Here is a 16,652-nt window from a genome sequence, read left to right on the forward strand (position 1 = left end):
AAAAAAGCGCCCTAAAGGCGCTTTTTTGCTATCTGCGATCTGGATGATTCGAACCTGCAGCAGGTTCGAGCCGAACGCAGTGAGGCACCGGAGCCGTTTACGGCGACGGCCCGAAGGGCGAGCGAAGCGAGTCATCCTGCACGACCCACCAATGTAAAAAAGCGCCCTAAAGGCGCTTTTTTACTATCTGCGATATAAAAATGTGAACCTGCCGCATTTTCCTCAAGCTAATCCCGTCGGTGCCGATACCTCTGTTTTATAACGCGAGGAAAAAGTATGACGACCATTCAGGCTTCAACCCAACAGATTCAAACCAGCGGCGCGAGTGGCTCTTCGAGCAGTAACGATATCTCTGCGCAAATCACCCGCATTCTCGACAAGATCAAAAAGCTGACCCAGCAGTTAAAAGAGCTGGCAAACAGCCCCGGCAGTGCAGATGAGAAGAAGAAGCAGCAGGAACTGATTCAGACCCAGATCAAAGTGCTGCAGGCGCAGCTCGCCGCACTGCAGCGCCAGCAGGCCGAAGAAGCTCAGAAGAAGCAGGATCAAAAACTGGGCAAAGTAGAAGGCGTGAATAGCCCGTCAGACACTAATCAGATTGATATCTACATCTAATCGTCTGATGCGTTAAACAGTGGATCGCGTATGCGGGCCTCGGTTAATCGTTGTGCCTGGATACGCACCACTTCCCAGATGGCCTGCGCCGCACCCGAGAGCGAACGATTTTTTCGCCGCACCAGCATCAGCTTTCGTTCGACAACGGGCGTCAGCCGCTTCACCGCCAGCTGGCTTCCCTGCGGCAGGGGAAGCGCCAGAGCGGGCAACACGCTGATGCCAATTCCGGCTTCCACCATCGGAAACAGCGTGGCCGGATGACCAATCTCCTGCACGATCGTTGCCTTAACGCCCTGATTCACCAGCGCGGAATCAATCAGCGGGCGGCTGCCTGAGGCATAATCCTGTAAAACCAGGTTCGCCCCCTGCAGGGACTGCCAGCTGACCTCGAGCAACGCTGCCAGCGGGTCGTCGTCACGGCAGAGCAGCAAAAAAGGCTCAGAAAGAACGCTTTCGCATTCCAGATCGCTCACCTGGCCAGGATCGATCACAATACCAAAATCCACATCCCCCTGGCGGATGCTCTCCAGCACCCACTGCTGCGGTCTGTCATGCAGGACAAAATCAATATCAGGATAGCGATGGTTTCCCTCGGCAATACATTGCGGGATAAGGTGCGCGGATATCGTCTGGCTGGCCGCAACCCGCACGGTGCCCGACAGCTGCTGCCCCAGCCTCCCCACGTCTCTGAGCGTGCTGTTCAGCTCATCAAGCAGCCGTTCAAGACGCAGGGCCAGCTGCTGCCCCGCTTCGGTCAGGATCACTTCGCGCGTGGTGCGATCAAGCAACCTAACGCCGGTCTGGTTTTCCAGCTCCTTCACGCTGTGGCTGACCGCCGACTGGCTCAGGCCAATCATCTCACCTGCCCGGCTAAAGCTGCGGGCATGGGCGACGGTGACGAAAATGCGAAGCTGGCGTAGGGAATAATTCATCTGTTTAATTCATGAATGGATGCAATAAATCAATTTTATTTCTCAAATGGAAAAAAGCACAATAGCGACATCTGTTTTCAGGAGTCATTATGAAACTATTTCGTATTCTTGATCCGTTTACACTTACCCTGGTGGCCACCGTTTTACTGGCCTCGTTCTTCCCTGCTCGCGGCGGTTTCGTCCCTTTTTTTGAGGGACTGACGACAGCCGCCATCGCACTGCTGTTCTTTATGCACGGCGCAAAGCTCTCCCGCGAAGCGATTATCGCTGGCGGTAGCCACTGGCGACTGCACCTCTGGGTGATGTGCAGCACGTTTATTTTGTTCCCGATCCTCGGGGTGCTGTTTGCCTGGTGGGCACCGGTTAACGTCGATCCGGCGCTCTACACCGGTTTCCTGTATCTCTGTATTCTTCCTGCCACCGTGCAGTCTGCCATTGCCTTTACCTCTCTTGCAGGAGGGAACGTTGCAGCCGCGGTCTGCTCCGCATCGGCATCCAGCCTGTTGGGGATTTTCGTCTCCCCGCTGCTGGTGGGCCTGCTGATGAACATGCACGGCGCGGAAGGTAACCTTGAGCAGGTCGGCAAAATCTGCCTGCAGCTGCTGCTGCCGTTTGTCCTGGGCCATCTCTCGCGTCCGTGGACCGGGGCGTTCGTGGCGAAGCATAAGAAATGGATCTCCAAAACCGACCAGTCGTCGATTCTGCTGGTGGTCTATTCCGCCTTCAGCGAAGCGGTCGTGAACGGGATCTGGCATAAGGTGGGCGCAGGCTCGCTGCTGTTTATCGTGGTGGTCAGCCTCGTTCTGCTGGCAATTGTCATTGCGGTGAACGTTTTTGTGGCGCGCAAGTGCGGCTTCAGCAAAGCCGATGAGATCACCATCGTCTTCTGCGGCTCCAAAAAGAGCCTGGCTAACGGCATCCCGATGGCGAACATTCTGTTCCCCACCTCGGTGATCGGGATGATGGTGCTGCCGCTGATGATTTTCCATCAGATCCAGCTGATGGTCTGCGCGGTGCTGGCGCGTCGCTACAAGCGCCAGACGGAAAAGCTGGCGCAGGAAGAGACCCGCGCCGCGAAGGCTTAAGGACGCTTCAGGGGCTGCACCAGCTGGGTCAGCCCCTCGGTTTTGATCAGTAACGTGACAGCCATCAGCTCGCCCAGGCGCCCGGCGGGGAATTCGTCCTTGCGGGCGAACCACAGCAGGTACTCCTCCGGCAAATCGATCAGCCTGCGGCCCTTATATTTACCGAACGGCATTTCCGTATTGGCGATCTCAACGAGCTGCTCTTTCTCCACGTTACTCTCCTAACAGGCGCATCATTTCCGCTTCGTCGATAACCTCAATGCCGAGCTCCTGGGCTTTCGCCAGCTTCGAACCCGCAGCTTCGCCGGCAATCACCAGGTCGGTTTTCTTCGACACGCTGCCCGCCACTTTGGCCCCCAGCGCCACCAGACGCGCTTTTGCATCGTCGCGTGAAAGCTGGCTAAGGCTACCGGTTAGCACCACGGTTTTACCGGCAAATGGGCTATCAATTTCTTCGGCGTTGACTACCACCGGCGCAGGCCATTTAATGCCCTCTTCCAGCAGCTTGCCGATGACCTCGCGGTTGCTCTCTTCGGCAAAGAAGTTAAAGACGTGCGTGGCGACGACGATGCCGACGTCCGGCACTTTCTGCAGCTCGTCGATGCTTGCCTTTTCCAGCGCCTCCAGCGTACCAAAGTACGCGGCTAAACCTGCCGCCGTCGCTTCGCCGACTTCACGAATGCCCAGCGCGTACAGGAAGCGGGCGAAGGTCGTCTCTTTCGCTGCTTCCAGCGCGTTAACCACGTTCTGGGCTGACTTCGGCCCCATGCGATCCAGACCGGTCAGTTTGCCCGCCGTGAGCCTGAACAGATCCGCTGGCGTATGGACATACTCTTTCTCAACCAGCTGATCGATAATCTTGTCGCCCATGCCGTCAACGTCCATTGCGCGACGGGAAACAAAGTGCTTAAGCGACTCTTTACGCTGCGCGCCGCAGATCAGGCCGCCCGTACAGCGGGCCACCGCTTCGCCTTCCACACGCTCTACGTCAGAGCTGCATACCGGGCAGTGGGTCGGGAAAACGACCTCGCGCGTATCATCAGGACGTTCTGACTCAACAACGTTCACCACCTGCGGGATAACATCGCCCGCGCGGCGAATCACCACTTTGTCACCGATGCGCAGGCCGAGGCGTTCGATTTCATCGGCGTTGTGCAGCGTAGCGTTACTCACCAGCACGCCTGCGACCTGCACCGGCTCCAGTCGAGCGACCGGGGTAATAGCGCCCGTACGGCCCACCTGAAACTCCACGTCGCGGACAAAGGTCATCTGCTCCTGGGCAGGGAATTTAAACGCCACCGCCCAGCGCGGTGCACGCGCCACAAAGCCCAGCTGCTCCTGCAGCGCCAGCGAATTGACCTTGATGACAACGCCATCGATATCAAAGCCGAGCGTCGGACGGTCCTCTTCCACTTTATGGTAGAACGCCAGCACCGCTTCCGGCGAGTCGCAGAGCTGAACGCGGTTGCTCACCGGCAGGCCCCAGGCTTTAAACTGCAGTAGACGCCCGAGGTGCGTATCCGGTAACTCACCACCTTCCAGAATACCGACGCCGTAGCAGAAGAAAGTAAGCGGTCGCTTCGCGGTGATGCGCGGGTCAAGCTGGCGCAGAGAGCCTGCCGCCGCGTTACGCGGGTTAGCAAACACTTTCCCGCCGGTGCGACGCGCCTCTTCGTTAATTTTCTCGAATCCCGCCTGCGGCAGGAACACCTCGCCGCGCACTTCCAGACGCGCGGGAATGTTGTCACCCTGCAGCTTCAGCGGGATCGCGCGGATGGTTCGCACGTTAGTGGTGATGTCTTCACCCGTCGTACCGTCGCCACGCGTGGCGGCGCGCACCAGCACGCCGTTTTCATAGAGAAGGCTGACCGCCAGGCCGTCGAGCTTCAACTCGCAGCACCAGGTGAGGGAATCGCTGCTTTTCAGACGGTCCTGCACGCGCTTGTTAAACGCGAGGAAGCTCTCTTCATCAAAGACGTTGTCCAGCGACAGCATCGGCACTTCGTGACGCACCTGGCTGAAAGCCCCCAGCGGCTCGGCGCCGACGCGCTGGGTCGGAGAATCTGGCGTAATCAGTTCCGGGTGCTGCGCCTCCAGCTCGCGCAGCTCGCGCATCAGCCGGTCATACTCCGCATCAGGCACTTCCGGTGCGTCCATAACATGATAGAGATATTCATGATGGCGAAGCGTGGTTCGCAGTTCAGTGAGTTGTTGTTCGATTGAGTCCATATCGCACCATCAATGAGAAAAAACCCCCGACAGGCGGGGGTTGAGGAGGAGTTGAAGTAAACGCGACAATTACGCGTTGGCTTCCTTAACTTCACGGATGCGGTCCTGATACTCGCGCAGCTTCTGCGGGGTCATCATTCGACGCTGATCGTCGAGCACCACACCACCCACTTCATCAGCGATGTGCTGAGCGGACTGCAGCATCAGCTTGAAGTTTTGCAGCTCGTCGCCGTAGGACGGCACCTGCATAAAGATAGTGACACCCGGCGTCACGAAATCACCGGTCATTTCCGGGTCAAAGGTGCCTGGGTTGACCATATTGGCCAGGCTAAACAGCGCCGGACCACTACCGTCAGGGCTCAGGTGGCGATGGAAAATGTTCATATCGCCAAACTTGAAGCCTGCCTGTTGAATACTGTTGAGCAACACGTCACCGTTGAGATGGCTGCCGTGATGCGCGGCCACGTTCATGATGATCACCGCTTCTTTACGCTGCGGCTTTTCAACAACCGGTTCAGGCTCGACGACCGGCTCTGGCTCAACGTGCGGAGCCGGAGCGGGCTGCGGCGCAGGCTGTACATGAACAGGCTGCTGCGGTTGCTGCGCAGGTTGCTGTTGCACGGGCTGCTGCACAGGTTGCTGTTGAACCGGCTGTGGCGCAGCGGGCTGCTGTTGGACAGGCGGTTGCGGCGGCTGACGTACAGGTTCTTCCACTGGCTGCGGCGCTGGCTGGCGCGGCTGGGCAGAGGCATACGGCGGTTGATACTGGTGCTGCGGAGCGCGGGGGGCTTCATGCTCCCCATGAGCCGCGCCGGGCGCAGTATTGACCCGATGAACACGAACTTCACCCACGCCGTCGTCGTCGCTACCGGTGATGTCATCTTCAGTGTCATCATCATCACGACTGGACTTCATGCGCTTCAGTGGGCGATCGCGAAACATCGAGGAACGCTCTTTACGGCTGGTCCAGAAACCATGTACCAGTAAAGCGATTATGGCGATCGCGCCAACAATGATTAATATCAGACGCAAATCCTGCATCATTATATTCTCTGTTGTTCTAACACCTTGCCACCACGGCAAACATTTACTCACTAAGAGTATTTGCCGTTTACGTCAAGTGCAAGTGTGTGCAGAGCATTCGCAGCATAAAGATGAAGTAAATCGTGCTTTTTGCTGGTTTTTCGAACATTTCCGAACTGGTCATTGGTCCGCAAGTGGATAATATAGGCGGGCAATTCCACTGGTTGTGAAAAAAGGAGTACAGCCTGGTTATGGTTTCAACATCGTCTTCTCCCCCGCGCAGCGGCGTCTGGTATTTTTCTCAGGGCTGGAAGCTGGTTTCACTGCCAGGTATCCGTCGCTTCGTCATTCTGCCGCTGCTGATCAACATTATTCTGATGGGCGGCGCGTTCTGGTGGCTGTTCACAAAGCTCGAAAGCTGGATCCCGTCGCTGATGAGCTACGTGCCGGACTGGCTGCAGTGGCTTAACTACCTGCTCTGGCCGGTGGCGGTCATCTCCGTGCTGCTGGTATTCGGCTATTTATTCTCAACGATCGCGAACTGGATAGCCGCGCCGTTTAACGGCCTGCTGGCGGAACAGCTGGAGGCGCGGCTTACCGGCGCGACGCCACCGGACACGGGCGTGCTGGGGATCGTGAAAGATATCCCGCGCATTATGAAGCGCGAGTGGCAGAAGTTTGCCTGGTACCTCCCCCGCGCGGTTGTACTGCTTGCCCTCTACTTTGTCCCCGGCATTGGCCAGACGGTTGCGCCGGTGCTGTGGTTTCTGTTCAGCGCCTGGATGCTGGCCATCCAGTACTGCGACTATCCGTTCGATAACCACAAGGTGCCGTTTAAAGCGATGCGCACCGCTCTGCGCACCCGGAAGGTCGCCAATATGCAGTTCGGCGCGCTGACCAGCCTGTTCACCATGATTCCCTTCCTTAATTTGTTCATCATGCCGGTTGCGGTTTGCGGCGCGACGGCGATGTGGGTGGACTGTTATCGTGCTAAGCACGCGTTATGGAAATAATGCAAAAATGTGTAAAGCAGGGGTGGCTTATGCCGCCCCTTATTCCATACTGATCCCCATTATTTCCTTGCAGTATATAGATATGCGAATTCCTTACTTCCCCCTACCTGCTTAGCAGGTATGCTGGGTCGGTATCCCAATTTCATACAGTTAAGGACAGGCCATGAGTAAGATTTATGAAGACAACTCGCTGACTATCGGTCATACGCCCCTGGTTCGACTGAACCGTATCGGTAATGGACGCATTCTGGCGAAGGTCGAATCACGCAACCCGAGCTTCAGCGTAAAATGCCGCATCGGTGCAAACATGATTTGGGATGCTGAAAAACGCGGCGTGCTGAAGCCAGGCGTTGAGCTGGTGGAACCGACCAGCGGTAACACCGGTATCGCTCTGGCCTATGTTGCTGCCGCACGCGGCTACAAGCTGACCCTGACCATGCCGGAAACGATGAGCATCGAACGTCGCAAACTGCTCAAAGCGCTGGGGGCGAACCTGGTCCTGACCGAAGGCGCGAAGGGCATGAAAGGTGCCATTCAGAAAGCGGAAGAGATCGTGGCCAGCGATCCGGCGAAATATCTTCTGCTGCAGCAGTTCAGCAACCCGGCTAACCCTGAAATTCACGAGAAGACCTCCGGCCCGGAAATCTGGGAAGATACTGACGGCCAGGTTGACGTATTTATCTCCGGCGTCGGCACCGGCGGCACGCTGACCGGCGTGTCTCGCTATATTAAAGGCACAAAAGGTAAAAAAGAGCTGATTACCGTTGCCGTTGAACCGACCGACTCCCCGGTTATCGCTCAGGCGCTGGCGGGCGAAGAGCTCAAGCCTGGCCCGCATAAAATTCAGGGCATCGGCGCGGGCTTCATTCCGGGTAACCTGGATCTGAAGCTGATCGATAAAGTCGTTGCCATCACGAACGAAGAGGCCATCTCTACCGCGCGTCGTCTGATGGATGAAGAAGGCATTCTGGCGGGTATCTCTTCCGGTGCGGCCGTTGCGGCAGCGCTCAAACTTCAGGAAGATGAAGCCTTTACCAATAAGAATATTGTGGTTATCCTTCCTTCCTCGGGTGAGCGTTACCTGAGCACCGCACTGTTTGCCGATCTGTTCACGGAAAAAGAGCTGCAACAGTAGTGCCAGTATGTTAATAACGCGTAAAAAAGCACCTTTTCGGGTGCTTTTTTGTGGCCTGCTTCAAACTTTTGACCCTCCTGGCATTGCTTCACCCCGATGTGTCTGGTATTTAAACCAGCAATTATTTTGAAGCGTGAAATTAATCAGTGAACGAAATACCCTTGCTGAATCGATTTTATGATTTGGTTCAAGTCTTCCTTTCGCTGCATAATGTTTAATGACGATTGAAACGTCAGCGCTAACAATACAGGCTAAAGTTAAGCCGCCAGGCTAGACTTTAGTTCCACAACACTAAACCTATAAGTTGGGGAAATACAATGTTCCAGCAAGAAGTTACCATTACCGCTCCGAACGGTCTGCACACCCGCCCTGCTGCTCAGTTTGTTAAAGAAGCGAAAGGCTTCACTTCTGAAATCACTGTAACTTCCAACGGCAAAAGCGCTAGCGCAAAAAGCCTGTTCAAACTGCAGACTCTGGGCCTGACTCAGGGCACCGTTGTTACCATCTCTGCTGAAGGTGAAGACGAGCAGAAAGCAGTTGAGCATCTGGTTAAACTGATGGCTGAGCTCGAGTAAGTTTCCGGGTTCTTTTAAATATCAGTCACAAGTAAGGTAGGGTTATGATTTCAGGCATTTTAGCATCCCCGGGTATCGCTTTCGGCAAAGCACTGCTGCTGAAAGAAGACGAGATCGTCATCGACCGGAAAAAAATTTCTGCCGACAAGGTTGATCAGGAAGTTGAACGTTTTCTGAGCGGTCGTGCCAAGGCATCTGCGCAACTGGAAGCGATCAAAACTAAAGCTGGCGAAACTTTCGGTGAAGAAAAAGAAGCCATCTTCGAAGGGCACATCATGCTGCTCGAAGATGAGGAGCTGGAGCAGGAAATCATAGCCCTGATTAAAGATAAAGGCATGACGGCCGACGCGGCTGCGCATGAAGTTATCGAAGGTCAGGCAACTGCCCTGGAAGAGCTGGATGATGAATACCTGAAAGAGCGTGCGGCTGACGTACGTGACATCGGTAAGCGCCTGCTGCGCAACATCCTGGGCCTGGCCATTATCGACCTGAGCGCGATTCAGGATGAAGTGATCCTGGTTGCCGCTGACCTCACCCCGTCTGAAACCGCACAGCTGAACCTGAAAAAGGTTCTCGGTTTCATCACCGACGCGGGTGGCCGTACCTCCCACACCTCAATCATGGCGCGTTCTCTGGAACTGCCTGCCATCGTGGGCACCGGTAGCGTCACCTCTCAGGTGAAAAACGGCGACTATCTGATTCTGGATGCCGTAAACAATCTGGTTTACGTCAACCCAACTAACGAAGAGATCGAAAAACTGCGCGCGGTTCAGGAGCAGGTTGCGACTGAAAAAGCGGAACTCGCTAAGCTGAAAGACCTGCCAGCCATCACCCTGGACGGCCATCAGGTAGAAGTGTGCGCAAACATCGGTACCGTACGCGACGTTGATGGCGCTGAGCGCAACGGTGCGGAAGGTGTTGGTCTCTATCGTACAGAATTCCTGTTCATGGACCGCGACGCGCTGCCAACGGAAGAAGAGCAGTTTGCTGCGTATAAAGCCGTCGCAGAAGCGTGTGGCTCACAGGCGGTTATCGTCCGTACCATGGACATCGGTGGCGACAAAGAGCTGCCGTACATGAACTTCCCGAAAGAAGAGAACCCGTTCCTGGGCTGGCGTGCCGTGCGTATCGCGATGGATCGTAAAGAGATCCTGCGTGACCAGGTTCGCGCTATCCTGCGTGCCTCCGCTTTCGGTAAGCTGCGCATCATGTTCCCGATGATCATCTCTGTTGAAGAAGTGCGTGCACTGAAGAAAGAGATCGAAATCTACAAACAGGAACTGCGCGACGAAGGTAAAGCATTTGACGAGTCAATCGAGATCGGCGTGATGGTGGAAACACCTGCGGCGGCGACCATTGCGCGTCATTTAGCCAAAGAAGTTGATTTCTTTAGTATCGGCACCAATGATTTAACGCAGTACACCCTGGCAGTTGACCGTGGTAATGATATGATTTCACATCTCTACCAGCCAATGTCACCGTCCGTACTGAACTTGATCAAGCAAGTTATTGATGCTTCTCATGCAGAAGGTAAATGGACTGGCATGTGTGGTGAGCTTGCAGGCGACGAACGTGCTACACTTCTGTTGCTGGGTATGGGTCTGGACGAATTCTCTATGAGCGCCATTTCCATCCCGCGCATTAAGAAGATTATCCGTAACACGAACTTCGAAGATGCGAAGGTGTTAGCAGAGCAGGCTCTTGCTCAACCGACAACGGACGAGTTAATGACGCTGGTTAACAAGTTCATTGAAGAAAAAACAATCTGCTAATCCACGAGATGCGGCCCAAATTACTGCTTAGGAGAAGATCATGGGTTTGTTCGATAAACTGAAATCTCTGGTTTCTGATGATAAGAAAGACTCCGGAACTATTGAGATTGTTGCTCCGCTCTCCGGCGAGATCGTCAACATCGAAGACGTGCCGGATGTAGTGTTTGCTGAGAAAATCGTTGGTGATGGCATTGCTATCAAACCAACTGGCAACAAAATGGTTGCTCCAGTTGACGGCACCATCGGTAAAATTTTTGAAACCAACCATGCGTTCTCTATCGAATCTGATAGCGGTATCGAACTGTTCGTTCACTTCGGTATCGACACCGTTGAACTGAAAGGCGAAGGCTTCAAGCGTATCGCGGAAGAAGGCCAGCGTGTTAAAGTTGGCGACCCGGTGATTGAATTCGATCTGCCACTGCTGGAAGAAAAAGCCAAGTCTACCCTGACGCCGGTTGTTATCTCCAACATGGACGAAATCAAAGAACTGATCAAACTGTCTGGCAGCGTCACCGTGGGCGAAACCCCGGTTATCCGCATCAAGAAGTAATTCTTGCCGCACAGAAAAATGGCGCCTTCGGGCGCCATTTTTGTTTATGCAGGGAGGATAAGCTCGTCGTAGCCTTTCGACTGGGTATAAAGCATCACATCAGTCACCCGATCCCCGGCCATGCGAATGGCATCAGCAACGGTTTTCCCCTCAACAATTCCGCTCACCAGTTCTGAACAGAACAGATCCCCCGTCCCTTTCAGATCGGTTTCTACGCGGGGATGAGCGCTGACGGTCACGCCCTCACGCGTCACCAGCACCACGTGGATGTTTTGCGGGTCGTCGGCGACCGGCGCGCTGGTGATCGCCACCCATTTCAGAGTGTCAGAAAGCAACCCCTGCGCGGCGGCAATAGCGCTTTCCGGCGTCCGGCACGGCTTACCGCTTAACACTTCCAGTTCATAGACGTTTGGCGTAATCCCCTGCGCCAGCGGCAGCAGGTGTTCCCGGTACGCTTCCGGGATATCCGGCTTCACGTACATTCCGCTGTCGATATCGCCGATAACCGGGTCGACCAGCACCAGCAGCTCAGGATGCTGCGCTTTGACCGCCCTCAGCCACTGCGCCAGCAGCGCGATCTGGCTGGCGCTGCCCATATAGCCGGTAGTGACCGCTTTAAGCTCGCGCAGGATCTCGCGCTCTTCCAGCGCCTTCAGGTAGCCGCTGAACCACTCGTCGGGGATCACCCCGCCGTAGAAGGTGTCGTAATGCGGCGTGTTGCTAAACAGCACCGTCGGCACGGCGGTCACGTTCAGCCTGTGGGTTCGAATGTTCGGCACAGCAATGCTGTTCCCCACGCTGCCGTAAACCACCTGCGACTGCACCGCGACAATGTCGGTTTGCTGCGCCCGGGTGTTATCCCGGAATAGAATCATCTCCATGACGCTTAAATCCCCGCCCCCTGCGAATAACTCTCTTCACCAAAGACGCCGGTAGACAAATAGCGATCGCCGCGATCGCAGATAATCGCCACCACGACCGCACCGGGGTTTGCCTGCGCCACGCGCAACGCCCCCGCTACCGCGCCCCCCGAGCTGACCCCGCAGAAGATGCCTTCACGCACGGCCAGTTCACGCATGGTATTCTCCGCCTCGCGCTGATGAATATCCAGCACCCGATCCACCAGCTGCGCATTAAAAATGCCCGGCATATACTCCGCAGGCCAGCGGCGAATGCCCGGAATGCTGCTCCCCTCTTCCGGCTGCAGACCAACAATGGTGACCGGTTTCTCCTGCTCGCGCAAAAAACGGGACACGCCGGTAATGGTGCCGGTGGTGCCCATGCTGGAGACAAAATGGGTGATGCGCCCGCCGGTTTGCTGCCAGATTTCCGGCCCGGTGGTGGTGTAGTGCGCGTACGGGTTGTCCGGGTTATTGAACTGATCGAGCAGTTTACCTTCTCCGCGCTCGGCCATCGCTAACGCTAAGTCTCGCGCCCCTTCCATCCCCTGCTCTTTGGTTACCAGAATCAGCTCGGCCCCGTAGGCGCGCATCGCGGCGCGGCGCTCCTGGCTCATGTTGTCCGGCATCAGCAGCTTCATGCGGTAGCCTTTCAGCGCCGCAATCATTGCCAGCGCGATACCGGTGTTGCCGCTGGTGGCTTCAATCAGCACATCGCCTGGCTTAATTTCACCGCGTTTCTCGGCCTGGACAATCATCGACAGCGCCGCGCGGTCTTTCACCGACCCTGCCGGGTTGTTGCCTTCGAGTTTGACCCAGATTTCGCTGCCGTTGGCACATCCCATGCGCTGAAGCTTGACCAGAGGGGTGTTGCCGATGGTGTGTTCGAGTGTATTCACGATTTTTACTCAATAAAAAGCCCGGTAAGCATCACGCCACCGGGCGAAAAACATACTCAATAACCTATCAGGCTGACTCCGCCAGAGCAATATCCTCGCGCGTCTCAATCCGCTCCTTACCGTGATAGATGCGCGCATGCTGCAGCCCGACAAACAGGCGCTCTCCCCGATGCGGCGGGACGTTGTCGCGCATGACCACGGTCAGCGGCTCGGTATACCAGCCCAGCGGCTGTACCACCAATTGGGTGTAGTGTCCTTTAGGGCTAGCTTCCAGCACCTGCACTGGCAGCGGGGAATCCAGGCTGGTGCGGCGGCTGACGTCCACTTCCCACGGGCGCAGGAACAGATCGACCGGCCCCTGATGCGCGGAGGTGTAGCCCAGCGGCCAGCGGTGCGCGCCGACGTGGAACTGTCCACCGCGAATGGTGCCCTGCAGTCGGTTCACCTCGCCCATAAACTCCAGCACGAAGCGGGTCGCCGGCTCGCGCCAGAGCTGTTCCGGCTCGTCAACCTGCTCGATGTTGCCCTGGCTCATGACCACCACGCGGTCCGCGACTTCCATCGCCTCTTCCTGATCGTGGGTCACGAAGACGCTGGTGAATTTCAGCTCTTCATGCAGCTGGCGCAGCCAGCGACGCAGCTCTTTGCGCACCTGCGCATCCAGCGCGCCGAAGGGTTCATCCAGCAGCAGTATTTGCGGCTCAACGGCCAGCGCGCGCGCCAGCGCCACGCGCTGCTTCTGCCCGCCGGAAAGCTGCGCCGGGAAACGGTCCGCCAGATGCGCCAGCTGCACCATCTCCAGCAGTTTGGTTACTTTCGCCTTAATGGTTGCCGCATCCGGGCGTTCACGACGCGGCAGCACCGTCAGGCCAAAGGCGATATTGTCGAAAACGGTCATGTGACGGAACAGCGCGTAATGCTGGAAGACAAAGCCGACTTTACGATCGCGGGCGTGCAGGCGGCTCACGTCGGTGCCGTGGAAGCGGATGTGCCCGCTGGTCTGGTGCTCAAGCCCGGCGATGATCCGCAGCAGCGTCGTTTTGCCCGAGCCAGACGGCCCCAACAGCGCCACCATTTGTCCGGAAGGGATATCCAGTGAGATATCATTCAGCACCTGGGTGCGACCAAAAGACTTCTTAATATTGGCAATCTCAATGCTCATGATTTCCCTCCTGATGCTGACGTTTTTCCTGATTCTCTAAACGCCACTGCACCACACTCTTCAAAAACAGGGTCAAAATCGCCATCAGCGTCAGCAACGCTGCGGCAGTAAACGAGCCGATGGTGTTGTAGTCCTGCTGCAGGAGTTCAATCTGCAGCGGCAGCGACAGCGTTTCACCGCGAATCGAGCCGGAAACCACCGACACCGCACCGAACTCACCGATGGCGCGGGCGTTGGTCAGCACCACGCCGTAAAGCAGCGCCCAGCGGATATTCGGCAACGTCACGCGGCGGAACATCTGCCAGCCGGATGCGCCAAGCAGAACGGCCGCTTCGTCTTCATTGCTGCCCTGGCTTAACATCACCGGCACCAGTTCACGCACCACGAACGGACAGGTCACGAAGATCGTCACCAGCACCATACCCGGCCAGGCGAACATGATCTGCAGGTTATGTTCATCCAGCCAGCCGCCCAGCGGGCCGTTGGAGCCGTAAAAGAGCAGGTAAACCAGACCGGCAACAACAGGCGACACGGCAAACGGAATATCCAGCAGGGTCAGCAGCAGCTGACGTCCCGGGAAGTTAAAGCGCGTCACCAGCCAGGCCAGCAGCGTACCGAAGACCAGGTTCACCGGCACGGTGATCAGGGCAATCAGCACCGTCAGCCAGATGGCGTGCAGCATGTCCGGGTTCGCCAGGTTCTCCAGCGCGGGCATCAGCCCCTTGCTGAACGCCTGGACGAAGATATAAATCGTCGGCACGACGAGAATGAGGGCGGAAACCAGCACGCCTACGCCAATCAGAAACCATTTACCCCAGTTGATGCGGGGCGCATCGTATCGCTTCAATTGCGTAACTTCCGCCATCAGTGACCTACCACACGTCGACCAAAGCGACTTTGCAGAGTGTTAATCGAGTACAACAGCAGCAGCGAGGCCGCGAGGATCACCGAAGCAATCGCGCTTGCCGCCGGATAATCAAACTCCTGCAGGCGGATGAAAATCATCAGCGAGGTGACTTCCGTTTTCCAGGCGATGTTCCCGGCGATAAATATCACCGCGCCGAACTCACCCAGGCTGCGGGTAAACGACAGCGCGACGCCCGCCATCAGCGCCGGAGATAGCTCTGGCAGAACCACTTTGCGGAAGCTCTGCCAGCGCGTGGCGCCCAGCGTTTCCGCCGCTTCTTCGTATTCCGGACCCAGCTCTTCCAGTACCGGCTGCACGGTACGCACCACAAACGGGATGCTGGTAAAGGCCATCGCCACCGCAATCCCGAGCCAGGTATAGGTCACCTTGATGTCAAATTTCGCCAGCCACTCGCCGTACAGCCCGTTCACGGAGAAGAGCGACGCGAGGGTTAAGCCCGCAACCGCCGTCGGCAGCGCAAACGGCAGATCCATCAGGGCATCAAGCAGCGTACGGCCCGGGAAACGATAGCGGGTTAAGATCCACGCCATCAGCAGGCCAAACACGCCGTTAAAAATGGAGGCAACAAACGCCGACAGCAGCGTCACCTTATAGGCCGCCACCACCTGCGGGTTGGTGACCACGTCCCAGTACTGCGCCCAGCTCATCTGAGCAAGCTGCATCACCAGCGCGCTGAGCGGCAACAGCAGGATCAGGCAGACGAACAGCAGGCTGGTCCCGAGGCTTAAGGTAAAGCCCGGCAGCACGCGTTTAGTCGAGACTGCAAACATTACTTACGCCCCGCCGCCAGCAGTTTGTCTAACTCACCGCCGCTGGCAAAGTGCGTTTTCATCACCTCAGGCCAGGAGCCGAAATGATCTTCCACGCGGAACAGCGCGGTCTGCGGGAATTTATCTTTCAGCTTGTTCATCACGTCCGGATTGTTCACGCGGTAGTAGTAATCGGTAATGATGGTCTGCGCCTGCGGGCTGTACAGGTAGTTGAGATAGGCTTTTGCCGCTTTCTCGGTGCCGTTCGCCTGCACGTTTTTATCCACCCACGCCACCGGGAACTCGGCCAGGATGTTGGTTTTCGGAATAACCACCTCGAAGCCCTGCGCTTCGTACTGCTTGCGAATGTTGTTCACTTCGGATTCGAAGCTGATCAGCACGTCGCCCAGACCACGCTCGGCGAAGGTCGTGGTCGCGCCGCGGCCGCCAGTATCAAACACTTCGACGTTTTTCAGGAACTGGGTCATGAACTGCTCGGTCTTCGCTTTATCCTTACCGTCAGCCTTGTCTGCCGCGCCCCACGCGGCTAAATAGGTGTAGCGCGCGTTACCTGAAGTTTTTGGGTTCGGGAAAATCAGCTTCACGTCGGAACGCACCAGGTCGCTCCAGTCGTGGATGTTCTTCGGGTTGCCCTTACGCACCAGGAAGCCCATGGTGGAGTAGAACGGCGAGCTATTGTTCGGCAAGCGGCTCTGCCAGTCAGCCGGGATCAGCTTGCCCTTGTCGTGCAGGATCTGCACGTCAGTCACCTGGTTGTAGGTCACGACGTCTGCTTTCAGCCCCTGCAAAATCGCCAGCGCCTGCTTGGATGAACCGGCGTGGGACTGCTTGATGGTCAGCTTATCGCCATTGTTTTCTTTCGCCCACTGCTGCTCGAACGGTGGGTTAAGGGCGGCAAACAGCTCGCGGGAGACATCATACGAGCTGTTCAGCAGCTCGGTCGCCTGCGCCTGGGCCACCAGCAGTAAACCTGCCAGCGCCAGAGTTCCTTTTTTCAGTACAGTAACGGCCATTGCGCACCCTTATAAATGTGATGTCTATCTTATCTGTCTCTTATACACATCT

At 56.6% G+C, this 16,652-nt stretch carries 17 protein-coding genes and 1 other RNA gene; 8 read left to right on the forward strand and 10 right to left on the reverse strand.

The window, feature by feature from the left end; genetic code table 11:
• The first annotated feature begins 22 nt into the window (after positions 1-22).
• Together HBA26_RS21250 and HBA26_RS21255 are read left to right on the forward strand one after the other, a co-directional pair.
• Positions 23-151, forward strand: a non-coding RNA gene (locus HBA26_RS21250) — RtT sRNA.
• Between the two features lie 125 nt (positions 152-276).
• A complete protein-coding gene (locus tag HBA26_RS21255; protein WP_045631028.1) occupies positions 277-615 on the forward strand; it encodes a FlxA-like family protein in 339 nt (112 codons plus the stop codon).
• On the opposite strand, the gene HBA26_RS21260 is transcribed toward HBA26_RS21255, so the two are convergent.
• A complete protein-coding gene (locus HBA26_RS21260; protein WP_126345923.1) occupies positions 612-1,547 on the reverse strand; it encodes a LysR family transcriptional regulator in 936 nt (311 codons plus the stop codon). The two genes, HBA26_RS21255 and HBA26_RS21260, sit on opposite strands and share 4 nt — an antisense overlap.
• Before the next feature lie 89 nt (positions 1,548-1,636).
• On the opposite strand from HBA26_RS21260, the gene HBA26_RS21265 reads away from it, so the two are divergent.
• Positions 1,637-2,632, forward strand: coding sequence for a bile acid:sodium symporter family protein (locus HBA26_RS21265; RefSeq protein ID WP_041908807.1), 996 nt, complete (start codon positions 1,637-1,639; stop codon positions 2,630-2,632).
• On the opposite strand, the gene HBA26_RS21270 is transcribed toward HBA26_RS21265, so the two are convergent.
• The 3 genes from HBA26_RS21270 to zipA all read right to left on the reverse strand — a co-directional run bounded on the left by HBA26_RS21270 (position 2,629) and on the right by zipA (position 5,905).
• Positions 2,629-2,844, reverse strand: coding sequence for a DUF3820 family protein (locus HBA26_RS21270; RefSeq protein WP_048959525.1), 216 nt, complete (start codon positions 2,842-2,844; stop codon positions 2,629-2,631). The two genes, HBA26_RS21265 and HBA26_RS21270, sit on opposite strands and share 4 nt — an antisense overlap.
• Before the next feature lies 1 nt (position 2,845).
• Entirely contained in the window at positions 2,846-4,861 is a 2,016-nt protein-coding gene (gene ligA / locus HBA26_RS21275) for an NAD-dependent DNA ligase LigA (RefSeq protein WP_126345922.1), read from the reverse strand.
• Between the two features lie 69 nt (positions 4,862-4,930).
• Positions 4,931-5,905 carry a cell division protein ZipA gene (gene zipA, locus HBA26_RS21280; protein ID WP_126345921.1) on the reverse strand — a complete coding sequence of 325 codons (975 nt, stop codon included), beginning with the start codon at positions 5,903-5,905 and terminating at the stop codon, positions 4,931-4,933.
• A gap of 230 nt (positions 5,906-6,135) precedes the next feature.
• Here zipA and cysZ point away from each other — a divergent pair, with 230 nt between their 5' ends.
• The 5 genes from cysZ (at position 6,136) to crr (ending at position 10,929) form a co-directional block, all read left to right on the forward strand.
• Positions 6,136-6,897 carry a sulfate transporter CysZ gene (cysZ, locus tag HBA26_RS21285; protein ID WP_028013995.1) on the forward strand — a complete coding sequence of 254 codons (762 nt, stop codon included), beginning with the start codon at positions 6,136-6,138 and terminating at the stop codon, positions 6,895-6,897.
• 163 nt (positions 6,898-7,060) lie between these two features.
• Positions 7,061-8,032, forward strand: a complete 972-nt coding sequence (gene cysK, locus HBA26_RS21290; RefSeq protein WP_166721036.1) for a cysteine synthase A — start codon at positions 7,061-7,063, stop codon at positions 8,030-8,032.
• A 317-nt stretch (positions 8,033-8,349) separates the two neighbouring features.
• Positions 8,350-8,607: a phosphocarrier protein Hpr gene (gene ptsH / locus HBA26_RS21300; protein WP_000487600.1), complete on the forward strand. Its 258-nt coding sequence runs from the start codon at positions 8,350-8,352 to the stop codon at positions 8,605-8,607.
• Positions 8,608-8,651: 44 nt separating this feature from the next.
• Positions 8,652-10,379: a phosphoenolpyruvate-protein phosphotransferase PtsI gene (gene ptsI, locus HBA26_RS21305; protein WP_008501604.1), complete on the forward strand. Its 1,728-nt coding sequence runs from the start codon at positions 8,652-8,654 to the stop codon at positions 10,377-10,379.
• Positions 10,380-10,419: 40 nt separating this feature from the next.
• Positions 10,420-10,929 carry a PTS glucose transporter subunit IIA gene (crr, locus tag HBA26_RS21310; RefSeq protein WP_003861316.1) on the forward strand — a complete coding sequence of 170 codons (510 nt, stop codon included), beginning with the start codon at positions 10,420-10,422 and terminating at the stop codon, positions 10,927-10,929.
• A gap of 44 nt (positions 10,930-10,973) precedes the next feature.
• Here crr and pdxK read toward each other — a convergent pair whose 3' ends face one another.
• From pdxK to HBA26_RS21340, 6 genes are all read right to left on the reverse strand, one after another.
• Complete coding sequence (gene pdxK, locus HBA26_RS21315) at positions 10,974-11,810, reverse strand: pyridoxine/pyridoxal/pyridoxamine kinase (protein WP_088205022.1); 837 nt, start codon at positions 11,808-11,810, stop codon at positions 10,974-10,976.
• A gap of 5 nt (positions 11,811-11,815) precedes the next feature.
• A complete protein-coding gene (gene cysM / locus HBA26_RS21320; RefSeq protein WP_028013998.1) occupies positions 11,816-12,727 on the reverse strand; it encodes a cysteine synthase CysM in 912 nt (303 codons plus the stop codon).
• A gap of 67 nt (positions 12,728-12,794) precedes the next feature.
• Entirely contained in the window at positions 12,795-13,889 is a 1,095-nt protein-coding gene (gene cysA, locus HBA26_RS21325) for a sulfate/thiosulfate ABC transporter ATP-binding protein CysA (protein ID WP_126345920.1), read from the reverse strand.
• Positions 13,879-14,754: a sulfate/thiosulfate ABC transporter permease CysW gene (gene cysW / locus HBA26_RS21330; RefSeq protein ID WP_063155457.1), complete on the reverse strand. Its 876-nt coding sequence runs from the start codon at positions 14,752-14,754 to the stop codon at positions 13,879-13,881. The genes cysA and cysW overlap by 11 nt, the downstream gene beginning before the upstream one ends.
• Positions 14,754-15,587, reverse strand: a complete 834-nt coding sequence (cysT, locus tag HBA26_RS21335) for a sulfate/thiosulfate ABC transporter permease CysT (RefSeq protein WP_004123378.1) — start codon at positions 15,585-15,587, stop codon at positions 14,754-14,756. Before cysT ends, cysW begins: the two co-directional genes overlap by 1 nt.
• Positions 15,587-16,600 (reverse strand): sulfate ABC transporter substrate-binding protein, encoded by a 1,014-nt coding sequence (locus tag HBA26_RS21340; RefSeq protein WP_041908798.1) that lies wholly within the window; start codon positions 16,598-16,600, stop codon positions 15,587-15,589. The genes cysT and HBA26_RS21340 overlap by 1 nt, the downstream gene beginning before the upstream one ends.
• Positions 16,601-16,652: the final 52 nt, after the last annotated feature.

It is taken from the genome of Enterobacter sp. 725m/11, from assembly GCF_011683705.1.
Classification (GTDB): domain Bacteria; phylum Pseudomonadota; class Gammaproteobacteria; order Enterobacterales; family Enterobacteriaceae; genus Enterobacter; species Enterobacter bugandensis.